Here is a 19,226-nt window from a genome sequence, read left to right as displayed (position 1 = left end):
TCTTGTTAAGGTATTGATTATGTTTAAGAAAGGATCGAATCAGCAACCAGATAGCAATATGCTTTCTACAACTCCCATAACGATGCAAAGGTATTCAAATTTCATTCTGTTTTCTCTTCTCTTTTGTCTGTTTTCCCTCAAGAGCCAGGCCCAGTTAGATCGGCTGGATACAGAATTTATGCTAGAAGACTTGAGAAAACTTTCTCATGACGCAGCCGAAGGCAGAAGAACCGGAACCAATGGAGCCGAGGCCGCCCGAAGATTCATTATTAAGCAAATGGAAAATATGCGCCTGAAGAGCCTTCAGGATGACTTCAGGCACCCCTTTTCTTTTACCACCTCCAGAGGCGATACCATTCAGGGCGAAAACATTGTGGGCTACATTAAAGGTGAACAACAAACTGCCTTTGTTATAACTGCTCACTTCGATCATCTGGGTGTTCGTGATGGGGTGGTGTACAATGGTGCCGATGATAATGCTTCCGGAGTGGCTGCCTTATTGGCACTGGCAGAATATTTTCAGAGTTACAAACCCCGACATACGCTGGTGTTTGCCGCGCTTGATGCCGAGGAAATGGGCTTGCAAGGGGCTAAAGCTTTTGTAAATGACCCTAGCATTCCGCAAGAGATGATCAAGCTGAACATTAACATGGACATGATCAGCATGAACGATAAAAATGAGCTTTACGTAGCCGGTACGCACCACTACCCTCAGTTAAAACCTATTATTCAGGAAGTGAATGTATTGCCTCTGCAGCTCAAGTTTGGACATGACTCTCCCGACCTGGGCAATGACGACTGGACCAACTCTTCGGACCATGGCCCTTTTCATAAAAAGGGAATCCCTTTTCTCTACTTTGGTGTAGAAGATCATGAGCATTATCACAAGCCTACCGATGATTTTGAGAACGTTAATAAGGATTTCTACATAAAGGCGGTGCACGCCATTTTGGACTGCATTTTAGCCCTGGATGCGGCTCTTAACTAAACCGTTATGATTCAAACACTACTCAGCCATTCTTTTAAACAGCAACTAAGATCTCCCATTTGGGCCAAAAACCTTATTGCTAATGTTTTTCTGGGCTTCGCTGCTTTAATGTTGCTGTTCTATGTATTACTGGTGGGTATTTTCTTGCCCAAAATACTGGAGTCGGTTTTTCCCGGGCAAAGCCCTATAGAGGTGGTGAGTGGTTTTGTCATTTATTATTTTGCTTTTGAGTTTTTCTTGCGATTCTTTTTACAAAATGTGCCGGTATTGGCTATTCAGCCCTACTTGCACCTACCCATGCGCAAAAAGAAAATGCTGCACTTTATGCTCAGAAAAAGCCACCTGAGTGTTTTTAATTTTCTTGGAATACTCATTTTTCTGCCTTTTACATTAAGCACTGTTGTACCCGAAGCGGGGATTCTTCCCGGTCTTGGCTGGCTTCTGGCCATTATTAGCCTTGTTTTTACTCTGCACTTTCTCACTATACTATTCAAGAAAAAGCTTAATGAACAGCCCAATCTGTTGTTGGTAATAGCAGGCCTATTTATGGCTGTGGGGGCTGCAGACTACTATGAAGTATTTTCGCTCTCTGAGCTTTCCGCTACACTCTTCAATGGTTTGCTTGGTCAGCCTGTTTATGCATTGATTCCATTATTGCTGTGGTTTGTTGCCTACAATGCCAACTACCGCTTTCTGGCGGCCAATACCTATCCGGAGGAGATATCTACCAAAAAGAAGACATCGAAAATTGCCGGAGATTTTGCTTTTCTTAAACGTTTTGGCCGTGTAGGAGAGCTCATTGCTCTGGAGCTTAAATTAATCTTGAGACACAAACGCCCTAAAAGTGCGGTGTTTCTTGCCAGTTTTTTGCTACTCTATGGACTCATCTTTTATCCCGAGGAGCAGTATCAACAAATGAGCTGGATATTCTTATTTGTAGGCATTTTTATTACGGGTATTTTCTTTATTCAGTATGGGCAGTTTTTACTGAGTTGGGAAAGCAGCTACTTCGATTTTGTACTTACCCGAAAAGTTACCTTTCATCAATACTTTGAAGCCAAGTACTACCTGTTTGTAGCTACTAGCGCTATAGCCTTTGTGCTTTCGTTGGGCTATGCCTATTTCGGAATGAAGATTGTCTTCATTAACCTGGTTTGCTTCCTTTTTAACATTGGAGTCAATGTGTTTTTGGTTATGCGAATTGCTCTTTTTAGCCCCAAAAAAATTGACCTGAGCAAACGCGCAGCCTTTAACTACGAAGGGGTTGGGGCAGCCCAGTTCTTGATGGCACTACCGATCATATTTTTGCCATACCTGGTTTTTGTTCCATTTATAATATTGGACATAGAAGATTATGGACTCATAACGCTGGGTGTTGTGGGTCTGACAGGGTTTATACTTCGCGATAAGTGGTTGAACTATATAGCCCAATCGTTCGTCAAAAACAGACACAAAATAGCAGCAGGATTCAGGGCTCAATAAATTCGAATAAGACATGATTAACGTAAAACGACTTACAAAACAGTACAAGGGTGTAACCGTAGTCGATATTCCTGAACTTGTCATTGGCAAGGGAGAGAGTTTTGGGTTGGTAGGTAACAACGGAGCCGGTAAAACAACCTTTTTTAGAATGATTTTGGATCTGGTAAGAGCCAGTTCGGGAGAGGTGCTTTCTAAGGGAGTTAATGTGAGCCAAACCGAAGACTGGAAGTACTATACCGGTTCTTTTCTGGATGAGTCGTTTTTGATTGACTACCTAACTCCTGACGAGTATTTTGAGTTTGTGGCCTCTTTGCACGATTACTCCCAGGGAGACCTCAAAGAGTTTCTGAGCCAATTCGAAGCCCTTTTTAATGGTGAAATTGTTGGCAAAAACAAGTACATCAGAGACCTCTCTAAAGGTAATCAAAAGAAGGTGGGTATTGCTGCTGCACTTATGGGTAGACCGGAGGTCATATTGCTCGATGAGCCTTTTGCCAACTTAGATCCAACCACTCAAATTAGATTGAAAAACTTGCTGAGAGACTGGAAAGAAAACCATCAGTTGACCATGCTTATCTCCAGCCACGATCTTAACCATGTAACTGAGGTTTGCGAACGCATTGTATTACTGGAAAAAGGAGTGGTAAAACAGGATATTCAAACTAGCAGTTCTACCTTAAAAGAACTGGAAGAATACTTTGCGGCCTACTAACGAGGCATAGAAGGTCTTCTATACGGTCACTTTTTTGTCACTTAGCAAATATCTGAGATGGGTCTTTGAACGACTTAAACTCCAGTGCATTTCCGCTTGGGTCTAAGAAGAACATAGTGGCTTGTTCGCCAACTTCTCCTTCAAAACGGATGTAGGGTTCTATCACGAAATCGATGCCGTGCTGCTTAAGCTTTTCTGAAAGCTCATGCCATTGGTTCCATTCTAAAACAGCTCCAAAATGACGGACAGGTACGTTTTTACCGTCAACAGCATTGGTATTGGCCTGGGCTAGCTCTTCTGGCTTTACATGCGCACTCAGTTGATGGCCGAAGAAGTTAAAGTCGATCCACTTATCGGTAGAGCGACCAATTTCGCAGCCGAGTAAGTCGCCAAAAAAGCTTCTGGTAGATTCGATGTCCTTGACAGGGAATGCTAAGTGAAACGGAGTATTCATTGTTTGGTCAATTAGGTAATTGGTTATTCGTTGATTGGGGGTGAATTTACGACTTAATTCTACTCAGCATAGCATTGTTAGAAATTCGTCACTTTTAGGTTGTGGTTGGTCACATTTGGTGGAATGGAGAACGGTGATTGGTTAATGTTGAAGTAAAAAGCATGAAAAAATCTATAATCTTAAAGGTTCTGGTGCTCGTTGCAGTAGTACTATTTTTTGCAGAAAAATATTTTCAGCTTAACGCATTACATGGTCTAGAATACCAAAGGAGAATATCACAACTGATCAATGACGATGCACTTATCGCTAATCAACTATTGACATTCAAAATTCAAAAATTCTCGGAATATACGGTCTACCTGATCATTGCCTACTTATCATTTAAACACATATATCAACCCCTAAATAAAAAGATAGGGTGGCAGGCCTCCTTGCCCATACTTGTTTTAATATCTATGGTTCTAGGGCTGATTTTTTCGATGATTATAAAGGCTACAAATCCCTATTTTTCAATCACTCCTTATAATGGTCAGGTGGCTGCCTCAGAAATTAGTATGTTCTCCCATTTGTTCTTAAGGCAAACTGTTCACTCATTTTTTGCTGTTTCTTTGGGGCTATTGATAAGAAACAGCCTTCAATACTTAAACAATGAAAAAGGGAAACTATTTAGAGTATTAGGTTCGGATTTTTGGGTGTTGCTTTATACCGTTCAGTTTCTACTGATTCTCATCATAAATATACTCGTAAATGTTGGTGAAACTCCTTCACAAATCGCTCTAATGATTCCAACCTCGTTGCTATTTGCCTTAGTAACCTTTACTATGTCCTATCTATTTCTTGAAGCTTTTAGCGTAAATGATCAGTTGAGTTTTAAGAACTTTTGGAGTAAGATTTCGCAATGTATCATAATGACATCAGGCGGTGCAGCTATTATATATTTCTCAACTGAACTAAACCTTCATTTTGGTGACCGCTATTTGAATTATACCATTCCATCATTTTTGATAGTTTCAACCGTTCTTTTTGTACTCATTCTATCTGAATCGTTACTTCAATTCAGCTTTTATTCAAAATACATAAGAAAAAATCAAGCTCTGAGGCTAGAACTTCGACACAAGGACTCTAGTCTTTCACAACTCAAATCACAAATCAACCCGCATTTTCTCTTCAACTCCCTCAATAGCTTGTATGGTTTGGCACTGGAAGAAAGTAGCCCGAAAACCTCAACGGGTATTCAAAAGCTTAGTGAAATGATGCGCTTTATGCTTCGCGAAAATGTGGAAGATACTATTGAAATCAGCCGGGAGTTTGAATACGTGGAAAACTACATTGAGCTTCAAAAACTAAGGGTTGATGGAAATGAAAAAGTGAGATTGGAGTATGAGATTGACACAGCCTGCGAGGGTAAAATAACCCCTATGCTTATTATTCCTTTTATTGAAAATGCCTTTAAGCATGGGGTCAGTGCTCATCATAATTCATGGATTGAGATTAAATTGAGCTGTAGCAAAGAAGCCATTCATTTGAATGTGAAAAACAGTAATCATAAAAAGCTGAAATCTACCGAAGAAGAGAGTGGCATTGGGCTGGAGAATGTAAGGCAAAGGCTTGCCATGTTATATCCAGGCAAGCACCTTTTCCAGCTATTTGAGAATGAAGAAAGCTTTGAAGCCAACCTTAAAATTGAAGTCAATTGATTAGAGCCATTGCCATAGATGATGAGCCTATTGCCTTAAAGGTGGTAGAAGAACATGCTTCCAAAATCCCCTTCCTGCAACTGGAAGAATCATTTACCGATGCCTTTGCCGCTTTAGACTTTCTGCAAAACAATAAAGTAGATTTGATCTTTCTGGACATCAATATGCCGGATATCTCTGGCCTCGACCTGCTAAAAGCAACCGATGCCAGGTTTCAGATCATTTTTACCACTGCTTATTCCGAATATGCGGTGGAAAGCTATGAACACAATGCAGTGGATTATTTACTGAAGCCCTTTGAGTTTGGTCGCTTTCTGAAAGCAGTAATGAAAGTGAAAGAGGGTCTAAAACAAGCAAAGGAAGACTACTTCTTTGTAAAGTCTGGTTATGAGTATATACGCATCAACTTTCAGGATTTGCTTTTTATTAAAGGAGAAGGCAACTATCTCAAGTTGGTGGAAAAGGAGCGTAGCACGCTCACCAGAATGACTTTTGAGGAAGTTTTAGGCCAAATACCGGAAAGCTTTGTTCAGGTGCATCGGTCGTTTATCATTAATTCACAGCTCGTAGAAAAGCTGGAAAAACACCAAGCAAAAGTTAGGGAGCACCAAGTGCCAATTAATACAGAAGGATATGAGAAGCTGAAATCACTGGTCATCAAATAAAAGAGGCTGTCTCAAAAACTACCGTTATCGTTATTCCCAGCTTAACTGGGAATCTCTAAATGCTTTTGAAGTCCGTTTTAGGAGATTCCCGATCGGGGTCGGGAATGACAGTTAGCTTTTGAGACAGCCTCAATATCTAATTTCCTGATTAACCGATTGACTGACTCACCAGCTGCCTCCGGAACCCCCACCTCCAAAGGAGCCGCCTCCGAAACCACCGAAGCCTCCGCCTCCTCCGCCAAAACCAGAGCCGCCACCGAATATACCACCGCCACCGCGGAAGTTATCCCAGTCGTCATCTCTTCTTCTGCCCATGGAGTTGCCCATCATTAGCCATGCCCACCATGGCAAGCCTCTGGAGCCAATTCCTCGGCCTCTTTTTCTACCCACAATAGCAGGTATGATAAAGAAGAACAGAATGAATAAGAAGAAAAATGGAATTCCTGAACCACCTTCTCCATCTGAGTTTCTTTTTCTATTCTGTCCAAATTGTTCCGCTTTGAATTCTCCAGAGGCCAATTTGAATATGACATCGGTAGCATCATCCAAACCCTTATAGAAGTTGCCTTCTCTAAATCTTGGGTTCATATATTCTTCGCGAATCGTATAGGTTGCTGCATCGGTAATAGAGCCTTCCATTCCATAGCCGGTCACAATGGCGGCCATTCGATCATTAATAGAAACAACAATGAAAACCCCATTGTCTTTGGCCGTACCTACTTGCCACTTCTCAGCAGTTCTCTGCGCAAAATCTACCACCTCATAACCATTCAGTGACTCTACAATAAGAATTGCCACTTGAGTTGAGGTTGAGTCTTCATAGCCCAACATCTTATTCTCTAAGGCTTGTAGTTCTTGCTGAGACAGTGTTCGGCCTGTATAATCATTAACCAAACGAGGAGGGTTTGGCGCATCCGGAATTCCTGTTTGTGCAAACCCTAAACTGCTGATCGATATAAATAGTATTACTAGTAAGTTCCGCATATTAGTTTTTGCCAAATGAGATATCGTCCGATAATTCGTTAATGTCGCCTTTCTGGTAAGGATAGAACTCCTTTAGCCTTTCACCTACACATAAAATGCCCTCCACTAAGCCTTCTGTAAAATTGCCCTCCTTAAAATGTTTTACCATTTTTTCTTTGGTAATATCCCAAAAGTCCGGCTCCACCTTAGCGTTGATACCGCCATCGCCTATGATGCCAAATTTGTGGTCCTTAATGGCCATGTAGATGAGTACACCATTTCTGGCTTCCGTCTCATGCATTTTTAGCTGAGCAAAAACCTGAGCCGCTCTGTCCAACACATTGTCTTTTTTACAATGGTTTTCCAGGTGCACGCGAATTTCGCCACTGGTATTTAGCTCAGCCTCTTGAATGGCTGCTTTGATTCTGCGCTTCTGGTCCGATGTAAAATGTGCTTCAGCCATTAGTCAAAACTTACTTCTGGTGCCTTCTCTGCTCCTGTAGTTGCCTGAAAATACCCCTTGGACTCAAAACCAAAGAGGTTGGCATATATATTTTTAGGAAACGTTTTAATGTACGTATTGTAGCTCTGTACTTGTTCATTGAAGTTTCTCCTTTCCACGGCAATTCTGTTTTCGGTACCTTCCAGTTGAACTTGCAACTGTTGAAACTGCTGGCTAGCCTTCAAGTCAGGGTATCGTTCAATAGTCACTAACAATCGACCCAAAGCAGAACTTAATCCTTGCTGTGCCTGCTCAAAGTTATCAATAGCCTGCGGGCTTAAGCTGTTAGGGTCTACGCTAATAGATGTAGCCTTAGCTCTGGCTTCGATTACCTGGGTAAGGGTTTCTTGCTCAAAATCGGCATATCCCTTTACTGTATTTACCAGGTTAGGAATAAGGTCGGCCCTTCTTTGATATTGGTTTTCTACCTGAGCCCAAGAGGCGCTAATGGACTCTTCTGTGGTCACCATAGTGTTGTATGTTCCTTTAATACTCGAATAACCGATGAGTAGCAGGAGCGCTACCACAATCAGTACTATCCACTTTTTCTTCATCGTCTATTTTGGTTTTAGTAAAAATTACGACAGAAGGCCTGCAACATATATGCTAACTTTGTTATCGGACAATATGGCAGATAAGCGTATCGGAATGAACACTGAAGACTTTAGAAAACACGCACACCAACTGGTAGACTGGATGGCCGATTACTTTGAATCGGTTGAAGATTACCCAGTAATGTCTCAGGTAAAACCCGGAGACATTCTGAAACAAATTCCTACTAAAGCACCCAACCAGCCTGAGTCTTTCGACCAAATGTTGAAGGACTTCAATGACATAATCATGCCTGGCATTACGCATTGGGAGAGCCCCAACTTTATGGCCTATTTCCCAGCCAATAAAAGCAAAGGCTCTGTTTTGGCCGAAATGCTGATGAGCACCTTGGGAGCACAATGCATGCAATGGCTTACTTCGCCTGCCGCAGCAGAACTGGAAGAACAAATGATGAATTGGCTACGCGAAATGTTGGGCTTGCCAGAGTCATTTACAGGTGTTATTCAAGATACGGCCTCCACCGCTACACTGTGTGCACTGCTCACTGCAAGGGAGAAAGCCACTAATTACAGCATCAACGAAAAGGGCTTCGATGAAAGAAAATTTACCATTTACTCCTCAGAGCAAATTCACTCATCTATAGACAAGGCCGTAAAAATTGCTGGTTTTGGGATTGAGGCTTTGAGAAAGGTAGAAGTAGATGATGGCTACGCCATGATCCCTGAAAAGCTTGAAGAGCTCATTGAAACCGACAAAGCTGCTGGATATATTCCGCTATGTGTGGTTTCAGCCATAGGTACTACCAGCACAACGGCTGTGGATCCTATTGATGAGATTGGGGACGTTTGCCTGAAGCACAATATCTGGCATCATGTAGATGCAGCTTATGCTGGAACAGCCTTGGTACTTCCTGAAATGCGCTGGATGTCTGAAGGCATTGAAAAAGCCGATTCTTTCGTTTTTAACCCGCACAAATGGATGTTCACCAATTTTGACTGCACAGCATACTTTGTGAAAGACCCGGTAAGTTTAGTCAATACCTTCACCATTACTCCAGACTACCTGAAAACCTCGGTAGATGGTGAGGTGAAGAACTATCGCGATTGGGGAATTCCCCTTGGCCGAAGGTTCCGGGCACTCAAGCTCTGGTTTGTCATTCGTGAGTTTGGAGTCGAAGGCATTCAGGAGAAAATCCGAAAGCATATTATGCTCGGAAAGTGGTTGGCCAAGGAGATTGATGCTTATGCCGACTTCGAGCTGATGGCTCCCGTTCCTATGAACACCGTTTGCTTCAGGTATACCAAAGGAGAAGAATCTGAGCTTGACGCACTGAACGAAGCCATCATGAATAAGATCAACAATTCCGGCAAGTTGTTTTTCACACAAACTAAGCTAAAAGGAAAGTTTGTTTTACGTTTAGCCTTTGGAAACACCAATTTAGAGGCGTTTCATGTGGAAAACGCCTGGCGATTGATTCAAGAAACAGCGAGCGAAATCAAACTTTAGAACAATCATTAGGTTCCATTTCAGATGAATAGGTTGTCCTTATTGCTGTTGAGCTTGCTTGTTATTGCCGCTTGCAATCCGGCAAAAGACAAGAAAGTTAATCAGACAACTATTGGCTTTAAAACCGATGAATCTTCTAAGCTATTCTTCAAAAACGTAAGGCGTTCTTACTACGATGTAGAGGTAATGGAAGAAGCCAAACTGGAAATCTATCGACTTAAGAAGCGAGTTAAAGAATCGGAAGAGCCCGTGTTGAACCTCAGTATTGTTAATAATTGGAGATATGACGAAGCCTACATTCTGCTTGAACCTAATTCAGCCGCAGGCTCGTTGTCCGATATAAAGGTTATTTGGGAAAATGAAGATGGAAAAAGTGGAGAAATCCGTTTAGAAGGAGGAAACAAGAAGAATCAGTTAGACTTTGCAGCCAAAGTCTATGAACAGATACAAAATGGAAGTCAGTTCTATATAATGAAGGATGGAGTAAAAAAGGCATTCTTAATTGATTCGAAAAGCAGAGAAGCCTTCAGAGTTACCATGTTCGATTATTTTCGGCTAACTTTAGAGTATTGACACACTCACTCTAATGCATTTCCGAGCTCTCGCCATTTTTATCTTAGTCATCACCTTTAGTTGCCAAAAACAAAAGACTCCAAAATTCGATCAGGAGATCATTGATTTAAAGCTGACGAATTATAACCTCAATTATTTTAAGTTCAATAGAATTCCCTCTTATGACCGAGACACTTTTGAAAACCGAATGAAGCTTGCTTTAAGGTTGAAAGAGCGGGTGCTCGATCAGTCCAGGCCAATAATAAATCTTTGCATTTTAATTGACTGGAAATACAAGCAAAGCGAAATAATTGTTGAACCCAATGCCTATATAAAACATCCTGATGAGTTCGAACTATTATGGCGCGACTATGAAGGAATTAGAGGCCTTATCTTCTTTGAACAAGGGGACAGAAAAAAGCACCTTGAGTTTGCCGCTCAAGTTTTAGATCAACTAGAAAGAGGGTGTGAATTTTACCTCAAGCAAGATTCAGAATACATACCCATACTAGCAGATACTACCAGCCGTAAGGCCTTTCATATTACTATGCTAGACTATTATGGGCTTTTAAAGAGTCTTTAGTGACTCTCGTCTTCTTTCTTTTTCTTGCCTTTGAAAAGAGCATCGTGCTGTGAAATTGCGCCTACAAAAGCAATCAGGATTACTACAATCCAAATGAAAGTATTGGCTCCGCTAGCAATTGGTGGGTCGAATAACATATCTCTAATTGTTTAGGTCGCAAAGATATGGCAAAAGCTTCATGTTAAGAAGTGGTTCATAGTTTTTTAACAGGGGTGTAACACACAAGGCATTCTGCGGCTCAAAATGTAATAAAAAGTTAACCAGTTTCAGGATAAGTCAAGGCGGTTTTGCTTCTAATTTCACAGCGAAAATAAACCTCATCGAATGAAGAATTCCCTGAAGGTAGAGCGAAAGAAGAAAAAGATCACCCAAGAGCAGCTGGCCACAATGGTTGGTGTTTCCCGACAAAGCATTAACGCTATAGAGCGGGGTAAATACACTCCGTCTACCGCCCTGGCTCTTAAAATTTCCGAAATATTCAATACCACGGTAAACAAACTTTTTGAGTTGGAGCCGGTAGACTACCAGCACTAACCATAGATTAAAATTATTGAAGTGTTTTTGCTACCTTACCTAAGCAAAACACACTTCACTATGCGACTTTTTATCCTGGGCCTTTTCTTATTGTTTTCTTTTACAGGCCAATCACAAACCCCACAGTCCGCTTTTCAACATATTAACCTCAAATCTGTTCAGGTGCTCGAACCGGGTCGTGGCAATCCGCAAGAGGTATTTATGGACGATTTGATTGAGTTTCGTTTCGAAAAACCGGACAGCCTGGCTCTGCGCGAACCGCAAGAGCTTTTTCTTTACATCAATGGTTACCGAATGACCTCCTTTCCGGCCAAATATGTAACTAACAACTCTGTGGTTTTTCAGATTTATGAGGCTGATACTCTTCGTGGTCTTCTCAGCCGGGAAATAAATAGTTGGGGAGTGCACGAAGTGAAAGTAAGAATGAGCTTTGGCAACAGCAGCGGCCAACACATTCATATGGACGAGGCAAACATACTCATCGATTTCGATCCCTACTTCCCCATTAGAAGCTGGGTGGGCAGAGGCATTATTCTTCTCATTATTTTCGTTTTCTTCAGCCTGGTACGAAAGAATTACTTTCTCAAGGGCATTAACAGTACAAAGTACAGCCTTTCTCGTGTGCAATTGGCCTGGTGGACTATGATTGTTATTTGCTGTTATATTGCCTTATGGTCGGATAGCGGCATTCTTGTGCCTCTTTCAGGAGACACGCTTATACTTATCGGAATTAGTGCGGGAACAGCCGCAGCGGCTCAAACCATTGACATAAGCAAAATGCGCACTTTGGAACAGAGTGGTGCAACTGCCCAGGCACAAACGAAAGAACCGATTCATAAAAACCAGACGTTCCTCTTTCAAATTCTGTCTGATGAAAACGGTATCAACATTCAGCGCTTCCAAAGCGTGGTTTTTACCTTTTTTATAGGCATTTTCTTTGTGTTTGAGGTAATAACCAAGTTTGAAATGCCCGACCTTGATTCGGGCATACTCGGGCTGATGGGCATTAGTTCAGCCACTTATGCCGGGCTAAAAACCAATGAGGGTAAAACCTGATGTAAACAACACGGGCTCCTTTTCAGGTAGTACCATGTGCCGTAAGCACCAGGCTCCTTGAGCCTCCACGGTTTCGGTGTTCGCATAAGTAAATTCCCTGCCATGTACCCAGGTTCAATCGGCCTCTGGTAATGGGAATAGTCACTGATGGACCCAGCAATGACGCTTTAATGTGAGAAGTCATATCATCGGGCCCTTCGAAGGTGTGTTGATAGTGTGTGGCCTCTTCAGGAACCAACATATTGAAATGAGTTTCGAAATCGGCCCGCACTGTAGGATCGGCATTTTCATTAATAGTAAGACTGGCCGAAGTGTGTTTAATGTGCACATGGAGCAGTCCGGTTTGCAACCGATTCAGCTCGGGCAAGCGAGACAATACCTGTTCGGTAATCAGATGAAAACCTCTGGGGTAAGGTGGTAACGTTATTTCCTTTTGGAAATAAATCATTGAGCACTTTCCTCCAGCTTGGAGGTGTTTTCAGCTATTCTCAGCTTTTCTACAAAATCGTCTAACTCCCCGTCCATTACAGTAGGCAAGTTATGAACTGAGTAGCCAATTCTATGGTCTGTCACTCTTCCCTGAGGGTAGTTGTAGGTTCTTATTTTGTCGGAACGATCGGCCGAACCTACAAGTGATTTTCGAGCTCCTGCAATTTCGTCTTGTTGCTTCTTAAGCTCCATCTCATAAAGTCTGGAACGAAGCACAGTCAAAGCCTTGTCGTAATTCTTGTGTTGAGAGCGGCCATCCTGACACTCAACCACAATACCGGTAGGAATGTGCGTGAGGCGTACGGCCGATTCGGTTTTGTTTACGTGCTGACCACCTGCTCCTGAACTTCGGTAGGTGTCTTTCTTCACATCCTTCATGTCCAGATGAACATCTACATCCTCCACTTCGGGTAACACGGCCACTGAGGCAGCCGAGGTATGTACCCTGCCTTGCGATTCGGTAACAGGAACCCTCTGAACCCGGTGTACACCAGATTCAAACTTGAGTGTGCCATAAACATCTTCGCCAGAAACACTAAAAACAATTTCTTTAAAGCCACCGGAAGCAGCCTCGTTCAAGCTTATCAGCTCTCTTTGCCATCCTTTAGAGTCAATAAATCGCTCATACATCCTGTACAGGTCTCCGGCAAAAATTGCGGCCTCATCGCCACCAGCTCCGGCTCTTATTTCCATAATTACATCTTTATGGTCGTCCGGGTCTTTGGGTATGAGCATCATTTTAAGTTCTTCTTCCAGCTCTTCGTGTCGCTGCTCAAAATCGTCCAGTTCGGCTTTGGCCATTTCCCTGAAATCCTCATCCTTCTCTGTCTTGAGCAACTCTTTGGTAGACTTAATGTTGTCTATGACGTTTTGATACTCATCGAACTTTTTGACAATCTTTTCGAGGTCTTTGTACTCTTTATTCAGTTTTGAGTAGGCCTTCATGTCAGCCATTGCATCGGGCTGCACAATTAATTGAGAAACCTCCTCGAACCTTCCTTTAATTGCCTTTAGTTTATCGATCATAGACTTTAGTATTAGGCTGCAAAATTAACAAACAAAACCAATAGCTGTTTACCTTTGCAAAAACATGCTGTCGTGAAGTACAAGGTATTTTCTTCTTTTATTCTCTTGGGAGTGCTATTGGCCTGTAGTAATCAGAAGATAGATACCTCTCAGGTACAGAAAGAGATGGAGGCTCGTGAGATTAAGGTGGTTTCTGATGCTCAAATATTGGAAAAGGCCATGGAAATAGGCAACGCACTGGCCAAAGGCTTTTTACTGGAAGAAACGGAGGCCGGTTTGGAGGCCAAAGTGGACTCAACAAAGGCCAACGTATCGTTTTACTTTTTCGATAGGGGCGAGCAACCCACCGGAAAGGAATTGGCCGTATTCAAAGCGTATGACTACAACCGAAAGAATAGTGTAGCCTCAACCTCTAATGTTCAGAAGCTTGACAACGGGCAAACTCTCTTATATACTACTCCCATGGTACACCAGCAGCAAATAGTGGGGATGTGGTCTGTTAAGCTAAGCCGAAAAGAAGTAGTGCTAAGTATTGAAAACTAAACCTGACTGTAGCGAAAACAGTCGGTTGTGTGGTCATTTACCAAACCGCAAGCTTGCATATAGGCATACATTATGGTGCTTCCTACAAACTTGAACCCTCTTTTTTTCAGGTCTTTACTCAGCGCATCAGACTCTGGCGTAGTTGCGGGCACATCTTTCATGTTTTTGCGGGCATTCACAATTGGTTTTCCTCCTACAAAAGACCAAACATAATTGTCGAAAGAGCCAAACTCCTTTTGAACCTCTAAAAACTTCTGTGCATTAACTACCGTACCTTGGACCTTAAGCCTATTTCTTATGATACCCGGATCGAGCAACAAGGCCTCCACTTTTTCATGGCTGAATTGTGCTACCTCCTCAGGGTTAAAATCTGCAAATGCTGCGCGATAGCCGTCCCTTCTTTTTAGAATAGTCGCCCAACTCAGGCCTGCCTGAGCGCCTTCCAGAATAAGAAACTCAAAGTGAACCCGATCATCATGAACAGGAACACCCCATTCTTCATCATGATACCTTATATATTCGTCAAAGGTGTTTTCGCACCAGGTGCAACGTTTTTTCATTTATTTAGAATTCAATGCACATAACTCCCTGCATTAATATCAATAGTGCAGCCAGTGGCATGGTCTGCCATTCCAGAGGCTAAAAGCACTATCATTGGAGCTAAATCCTGCGGTTCCGTAAGCTTATTCAATGCAATATCGCTTAAAGCAAATTCTTCACCATACTGATCCATGAAATCCTGGGCCATGTCCGTCCGCACAAATCCGGGAGCAATATTAAAAGCCACAATATTCTGCTTACCATAGTGCCGTGCTATTGATCGGGTCAAGGCCACAATAGCCCCCTTAGAAGCTCCATAGGCCAAATAATCTCCGGTATCTCCTCTAAAGGCTGCTCTCGATGAAATATTAATTATTCTACCTCCACCATTTTTGGCAAAGTGGTCAATAGCAAGCTTACACAATAGGCCCTGAGCACGAGTATTCACAGCAAAAGTAGTATCCCAATCTTTTACCCAAGCCTCGTTAGAGCCTTCCATGTCTGATGAAATAGCAATACCCGCATTATTGACCAGCACATCAATCTTCCCAAAATGCTCAACTACTTGTTCAAACAACTGAATAAGTGAATCGGTATTTCCTAAATCGGCCTGAAACGCTCTTGATTCAGCGTTCAACCCTTTTAATACCTCCTTGGCTTGGGCTTTATTCGTGTTGTAATGCAGGGCCACTTTAGCTCCTGAGTCTGAGCAAGCCTTTGCAATAGCCGCACCAATGCCCCTTGAGCCACCTGTAACCAAAACCACCTTCCCACTTAAAGAAATTTCCATGTCTTATCCGATTGAAGTGAATAAATTACATGCTTATTGTCAGCTTAAAAAACATATTTACAGCAATTACGAATAAGCCTTAAACGACTCGCTATGAAGAAGACTTTTCTTTCTGTTGTGGCCATTTCCCTGCTAGCCACCACCGTCTCCGCACAAACCGTTTCCTTTGAAGAATACAATCCACCCTCATCGCTGGTAGTTCCGGAAAACCCTGTACAAAGGGCCAAGTATCCGTTTATCGATGTGCACAGTCACCAATGGCGAATGGGCGAACGCAACCTCAACGAATTAGCAGCACAGATGGATAGTCTGAACATGGGCCTGATGGTGAACCTTTCTGGAGGAAGCGGAAAAGCCATAGCCGATGCAGTAACCAATATTGAGGCTAACCAACCTAAGCGTTTTGTGGTTTTCGCCAACCTCAACTTCAACAATTTTGATGGTGAGTGGGGCACCCGAGCGGCAGAACAACTAGAGCGCGATGTGGCTCAGGGCGCAAAAGGGCTTAAGATTTTCAAAAGCTTAGGCTTTTCTGTAAAAGATAGTGATGGCAACAGGGTGGCAGTAGACGATCCAAGGCTCGATCCGGTTTGGGCCAAATGCGGTGAGTTGGGCATTCCTGTGCTCATTCACACGGCAGACCCCAAACAATTTTGGGAACCCTTCGATGCCAATAATGAAAGATGGCTAGAGCTTAAAACTCATCCGCGTAGAAAACGGGAAGCCGATGATCCGGCTCCGTGGGAAACACTCATTCAGGAACAACACAATGTTTTTAAAAAGCACCCCAATACCATTTTTATAGCTGCTCATATGGGCTGGTTTGCCAATGACCTGGCCAAGCTGGGCCAGCTTTTAGACGAAATGCCCAACATGATGGTAGAAATTGGTGCGGTGATTGCCGAACTTGGCCGACAGCCAAGAATGGCCAATGCTTTTTTTCAGAAGTACCAAGACAGGGTTCTTTTTGGCAAGGATGCCTACAACCCAGAGGAGTATCATACTTATTTTAGAGTGCTTGAAACCAAAGACGAATACTTCCCATACTATAAAAAGTATCACGCCTTTTGGCGCATGTACGGACTGGGTCTGCCCGATGAAATACTGAAGAAGGTGTATTACAAAAATGCACTCCGAATTATACCCGGGTTAGATGCAAGCCAGTTTCCGAACTAATTGAACCTTGCAATATCCCGATTCGGTCATTGAAAACGCCTGTCCAATCTCATCCGGTTCTTCTTTGGTAACTGAGTGCCTACGTTTGTAGTATGCATTCAAAGCAACACAAAGGTCAACAACTTATGAAAAACATATTGCTCGTAGTAGGGGTGGGTATTGGGTTATTTATTCTCATGGCCGAAGCCAAAGCCCAAAATGCTAAAGCCTTTATTTATGGCGAAGTAGAAACGGTTGGGGGCGATGTGTACAAAGGCCCCATACGCTGGGGCACTGACGAGGTGTATTGGGTAGAACTATTCAATGCCTCAAAAAGCAGCAACGACTTTTTAAAGTACCTATCCAAACGACAAATCGAAGAACTTAATCGCCAGCAGGGAGAAGGTTCTTCATGGCTGGGATTAGACCTTGGGGTTTTGAGCATTTGGGAAGACAAATATTCGCGCACCGAGCATCAGTTCGACATACAATTTGGAGATATTAAATCTATAGAGCCCATAGGCCGGTCTAAAGCCAAAGTTCAGCTCAAAAACGGGGTGGTTTTTGAGGCCAGCGGCAATAGTGGTTATTATACCGATATAGGTGGTAGTGTTGTAGTATTTGACTTTGAGTTGGGCGAATTTGCCATACGTTGGGACAGAATAAAACAAGTGCGCTTTTCGGAGGCACCGGCAAGCACCAAGCCGGGATTTGGCGAACCCATATATGGCAAAGTAAATGCGGGAAGAAAAGGGGAGTTCCAGGGTTTGATTCAGTGGGACACAGATGAGCGTTTTTTGGATGAAATACTAAATGGTGAAGATCGAGATGGCAAAAAGGACATTCCCTTCAGAAGTATTAAGCGGATAAAACGTAGAGGTAGCGGAGTAGAGGTGTTGTTACACTCTGGTCGTAATTTCTACCTCACCGGCTCTAACGATGTGAACCCTGAAAACCGCGGTGTAGTGGTTTTTGACCCTGAAATGGGAAGAATACTGATTCCATGGCGCGATTTTTATGAGCTGGAAATAATTGAACCACAAACCGACTGGAAGCTGGGCTACTCAGATTTTCCAAACCCCAGAGGGCTTTCCGGTACAGTGGTTACCATTGAGGGCGATGAACACAAGGGTCTGTTGGCCTATGACCTCGATGAAGCCTGGGAGTTTGAAATACTGGATGGAAACGATGACGATGTGAGCTATCAGATCCCTTTTCGACACATCAAATCCATTATTCCCAAGAACTATAACTATTCCAGCGTAATCCTAAAAAACGGTAAAACCCTACTATTGGGAGGAGGCCGGGATGTGAGCCGGGAAAATGATGGTATTCTGGTTTTTCCTTCGCGCAACGCACAACCCATTTATATTCGTTGGTCCAAGATCGATCAGGTAATTTTTGATTAACTTTTCCTGAGATCATGTCCAGAAAGCTAATCATACAACTCGTATTGGCCTTGGTGCTAACGGCAGGGGTATTTCTTAGTCTTTATTTCACCGATGCCGAAAGAGAACTGTACCTTACTGCAGGCCTGATAACTATTACTCTGGCTCTCGTTTGGCTGTGCAATTGGTTACTCACCCGAAAGCTCGACAAAAAACTACCCTGGCTTAAATACGGAAACAAACGCTTTTATTGGCAATTGGGGTTGGGCATTCTTTTGTCTCTGCTCATCATCAATATTAGTTATCTGGGACTCAAGCTGGGGCTCACTGTAGACCCTCCTAACCAACAGCAACTCATTACCATGAACGTGCTGGGCACATTAATTTTGTTACCCACCATTTCCATAAACTTCGGTATTCAGTTTTTAAGCAACTGGAAAAACGCTCAGCTTGCCTCTGAGCAATTTCAAAAAGAAACCATAAGAGCCGAATTAACCACACTTAAGAACCATTTAGATCCGCATTTTTTATTCAATAACCTCAACATTCTGTCTTCACTCATCAGCAAAGACAAGAACCTATCGCAAAGCTATTTGGAAAAGTTTGCCGATGTATACCGCAATATTCTACAAAGCAGTAAAGAGGAGCTGGTAACCCTAAACGATGAACTGAAGTTTATTGCCTCCTATCTCTATTTGCTCGAAATACGTTTTGAAGACACCATTCAGACTTTTATAGACGTGCGCAAAGAAGACCATCTGAAGCTGATACCACCGCTTACCCTGCAAATGCTCATAGAAAATGCCATTAAGCACAACGCTATTTCTGAGCTTAGACCTCTAAAAATCTATGTATCCAGTCAAAACGGATTCATCTCTGTTAAGAACAATTACCAGCCCAAGAAAACAGAGATCAAAAACAGCAACAACTCCGGTCTGGACAATATTAGAAGGAGGTACTCCTACTTTACAGATAAGAAAGTTCAGGTTTTTGAGAATACCGATAGCTTTATAGTAAAAATTCCATTGATTGAACTAGAAGACTAACGC

Annotated in this window: 23 protein-coding genes; 14 read left to right on the top strand and 9 right to left on the bottom strand. The window is 42.7% G+C overall.

The genetic code is table 11. The features are described from left to right. Window positions 1–82: 82 nt before the first annotated feature. From IE164_RS03750 to IE164_RS03740, 3 genes are read left to right on the top strand one after another with little or no spacing between them, the layout of a single operon-like run. On the top strand, window positions 83–988 hold the full coding sequence (locus IE164_RS03750; RefSeq protein ID WP_229838510.1) for a M28 family peptidase: 906 nt from the start codon (window positions 83–85) through the stop codon (window positions 986–988). 6 nt (window positions 989–994) lie between these two features. Further along, a complete protein-coding gene (locus IE164_RS03745; protein WP_189628837.1) occupies window positions 995–2,470 on the top strand; it encodes a DUF5687 family protein in 1,476 nt (491 codons plus the stop codon). 13 nt (window positions 2,471–2,483) lie between these two features. After that, window positions 2,484–3,182, top strand: a complete 699-nt coding sequence (locus tag IE164_RS03740; RefSeq protein ID WP_189628836.1) for an ABC transporter ATP-binding protein — start codon at window positions 2,484–2,486, stop codon at window positions 3,180–3,182. A 37-nt stretch (window positions 3,183–3,219) separates the two neighbouring features. On the opposite strand, the gene IE164_RS03735 is transcribed toward IE164_RS03740, so the two are convergent. Then, window positions 3,220–3,636: a VOC family protein gene (locus IE164_RS03735; RefSeq protein WP_189628835.1), complete on the bottom strand. Its 417-nt coding sequence runs from the start codon at window positions 3,634–3,636 to the stop codon at window positions 3,220–3,222. A 161-nt stretch (window positions 3,637–3,797) separates the two neighbouring features. On the opposite strand from IE164_RS03735, the gene IE164_RS03730 reads away from it, so the two are divergent. Continuing rightward, window positions 3,798–5,333: a sensor histidine kinase gene (locus IE164_RS03730; protein ID WP_189628834.1), complete on the top strand. Its 1,536-nt coding sequence runs from the start codon at window positions 3,798–3,800 to the stop codon at window positions 5,331–5,333. Further along, window positions 5,330–5,998 carry a LytR/AlgR family response regulator transcription factor gene (locus IE164_RS03725; protein ID WP_189628833.1) on the top strand — a complete coding sequence of 223 codons (669 nt, stop codon included), beginning with the start codon at window positions 5,330–5,332 and terminating at the stop codon, window positions 5,996–5,998. Before IE164_RS03730 ends, IE164_RS03725 begins: the two co-directional genes overlap by 4 nt. 165 nt (window positions 5,999–6,163) lie before the next feature. Here IE164_RS03725 and IE164_RS03720 read toward each other — a convergent pair whose 3' ends face one another. From IE164_RS03720 to IE164_RS03710, 3 genes are read right to left on the bottom strand one after another with little or no spacing between them, the layout of a single operon-like run. Further along, complete coding sequence (locus tag IE164_RS03720; RefSeq protein WP_189628832.1) at window positions 6,164–6,982, bottom strand: TPM domain-containing protein; 819 nt, start codon at window positions 6,980–6,982, stop codon at window positions 6,164–6,166. Window position 6,983: 1 nt separating this feature from the next. Beyond that, window positions 6,984–7,424, bottom strand: a complete 441-nt coding sequence (locus IE164_RS03715) for a TPM domain-containing protein (protein ID WP_189628831.1) — start codon at window positions 7,422–7,424, stop codon at window positions 6,984–6,986. Then, entirely contained in the window at window positions 7,424–8,017 is a 594-nt protein-coding gene (locus IE164_RS03710; protein WP_189628830.1) for a LemA family protein, read from the bottom strand. The genes IE164_RS03715 and IE164_RS03710 overlap by 1 nt, the downstream gene beginning before the upstream one ends. Before the next feature lie 73 nt (window positions 8,018–8,090). Between IE164_RS03710 and IE164_RS03705 the strand changes: the two genes are divergently transcribed. From IE164_RS03705 to IE164_RS03695, 3 genes are read left to right on the top strand one after another with little or no spacing between them, the layout of a single operon-like run. Continuing rightward, on the top strand, window positions 8,091–9,521 hold the full coding sequence (locus tag IE164_RS03705; protein ID WP_229838509.1) for a pyridoxal phosphate-dependent decarboxylase family protein: 1,431 nt from the start codon (window positions 8,091–8,093) through the stop codon (window positions 9,519–9,521). 24 nt (window positions 9,522–9,545) lie between these two features. Then, complete coding sequence (locus IE164_RS03700; RefSeq protein WP_189628829.1) at window positions 9,546–10,094, top strand: hypothetical protein; 549 nt, start codon at window positions 9,546–9,548, stop codon at window positions 10,092–10,094. 13 nt (window positions 10,095–10,107) lie between these two features. Next, window positions 10,108–10,656 (top strand): hypothetical protein, encoded by a 549-nt coding sequence (locus IE164_RS03695; RefSeq protein ID WP_189628828.1) that lies wholly within the window; start codon window positions 10,108–10,110, stop codon window positions 10,654–10,656. Here the strand turns inward: IE164_RS03695 and IE164_RS03690 are convergent. Beyond that, on the bottom strand, window positions 10,653–10,793 hold the full coding sequence (locus tag IE164_RS03690) for a hypothetical protein (RefSeq protein ID WP_189628827.1): 141 nt from the start codon (window positions 10,791–10,793) through the stop codon (window positions 10,653–10,655). The two genes, IE164_RS03695 and IE164_RS03690, sit on opposite strands and share 4 nt — an antisense overlap. A gap of 187 nt (window positions 10,794–10,980) precedes the next feature. On the opposite strand from IE164_RS03690, the gene IE164_RS03685 reads away from it, so the two are divergent. Then, window positions 10,981–11,190, top strand: coding sequence for a helix-turn-helix transcriptional regulator (locus IE164_RS03685; protein ID WP_189628826.1), 210 nt, complete (start codon window positions 10,981–10,983; stop codon window positions 11,188–11,190). Window positions 11,191–11,250: 60 nt separating this feature from the next. Further along, window positions 11,251–12,246 carry a hypothetical protein gene (locus tag IE164_RS03680; RefSeq protein ID WP_189628825.1) on the top strand — a complete coding sequence of 332 codons (996 nt, stop codon included), beginning with the start codon at window positions 11,251–11,253 and terminating at the stop codon, window positions 12,244–12,246. A gap of 22 nt (window positions 12,247–12,268) precedes the next feature. Here the strand turns inward: IE164_RS03680 and IE164_RS03675 are convergent, their stop codons facing one another. Both IE164_RS03675 and prfA read right to left on the bottom strand, forming a co-directional pair. Next, window positions 12,269–12,694 carry a secondary thiamine-phosphate synthase enzyme YjbQ gene (locus IE164_RS03675; protein WP_189628824.1) on the bottom strand — a complete coding sequence of 142 codons (426 nt, stop codon included), beginning with the start codon at window positions 12,692–12,694 and terminating at the stop codon, window positions 12,269–12,271. After that, a complete protein-coding gene (gene prfA / locus IE164_RS03670) occupies window positions 12,691–13,761 on the bottom strand; it encodes a peptide chain release factor 1 (RefSeq protein WP_189628823.1) in 1,071 nt (356 codons plus the stop codon). The genes IE164_RS03675 and prfA overlap by 4 nt, the downstream gene beginning before the upstream one ends. 72 nt (window positions 13,762–13,833) lie before the next feature. Here prfA and IE164_RS03665 point away from each other — a divergent pair, with 72 nt between their 5' ends. Continuing rightward, complete coding sequence (locus tag IE164_RS03665) at window positions 13,834–14,304, top strand: hypothetical protein (RefSeq protein WP_189628822.1); 471 nt, start codon at window positions 13,834–13,836, stop codon at window positions 14,302–14,304. On the opposite strand, the gene IE164_RS03660 is transcribed toward IE164_RS03665, so the two are convergent. Together IE164_RS03660 and IE164_RS03655 are read right to left on the bottom strand one after the other, a co-directional pair. After that, the gene (locus IE164_RS03660; protein ID WP_189628821.1) at window positions 14,301–14,864 is read right to left on the bottom strand and encodes a DNA-3-methyladenine glycosylase I; all 564 of its coding nucleotides are present in this window, start codon (window positions 14,862–14,864) and stop codon (window positions 14,301–14,303) included. The genes IE164_RS03665 and IE164_RS03660 overlap by 4 nt on opposite strands. 11 nt (window positions 14,865–14,875) lie before the next feature. Continuing rightward, the gene (locus IE164_RS03655; RefSeq protein ID WP_189628820.1) at window positions 14,876–15,634 is read right to left on the bottom strand and encodes an SDR family NAD(P)-dependent oxidoreductase; all 759 of its coding nucleotides are present in this window, start codon (window positions 15,632–15,634) and stop codon (window positions 14,876–14,878) included. 93 nt (window positions 15,635–15,727) lie between these two features. Between IE164_RS03655 and IE164_RS03650 the strand changes: the two genes are divergently transcribed. The 3 genes from IE164_RS03650 to IE164_RS03640 all read left to right on the top strand — a co-directional run bounded on the left by IE164_RS03650 (window position 15,728) and on the right by IE164_RS03640 (window position 19,223). Then, window positions 15,728–16,810, top strand: coding sequence for an amidohydrolase family protein (locus tag IE164_RS03650; RefSeq protein ID WP_189628819.1), 1,083 nt, complete (start codon window positions 15,728–15,730; stop codon window positions 16,808–16,810). A 125-nt stretch (window positions 16,811–16,935) separates the two neighbouring features. Beyond that, a complete protein-coding gene (locus IE164_RS03645; protein WP_189628818.1) occupies window positions 16,936–18,198 on the top strand; it encodes a hypothetical protein in 1,263 nt (420 codons plus the stop codon). A 14-nt stretch (window positions 18,199–18,212) separates the two neighbouring features. Continuing rightward, entirely contained in the window at window positions 18,213–19,223 is a 1,011-nt protein-coding gene (locus tag IE164_RS03640) for a sensor histidine kinase (protein ID WP_189628817.1), read from the top strand. The last annotated feature ends 3 nt before the right edge of the window (window positions 19,224–19,226 follow it).

The organism is Roseivirga thermotolerans, assembly GCF_014653175.1.
Lineage (GTDB): Bacteria > Bacteroidota > Bacteroidia > Cytophagales > Cyclobacteriaceae > Roseivirga > Roseivirga thermotolerans.
This window is presented reverse-complemented; position numbering and strand designations above follow the sequence as displayed.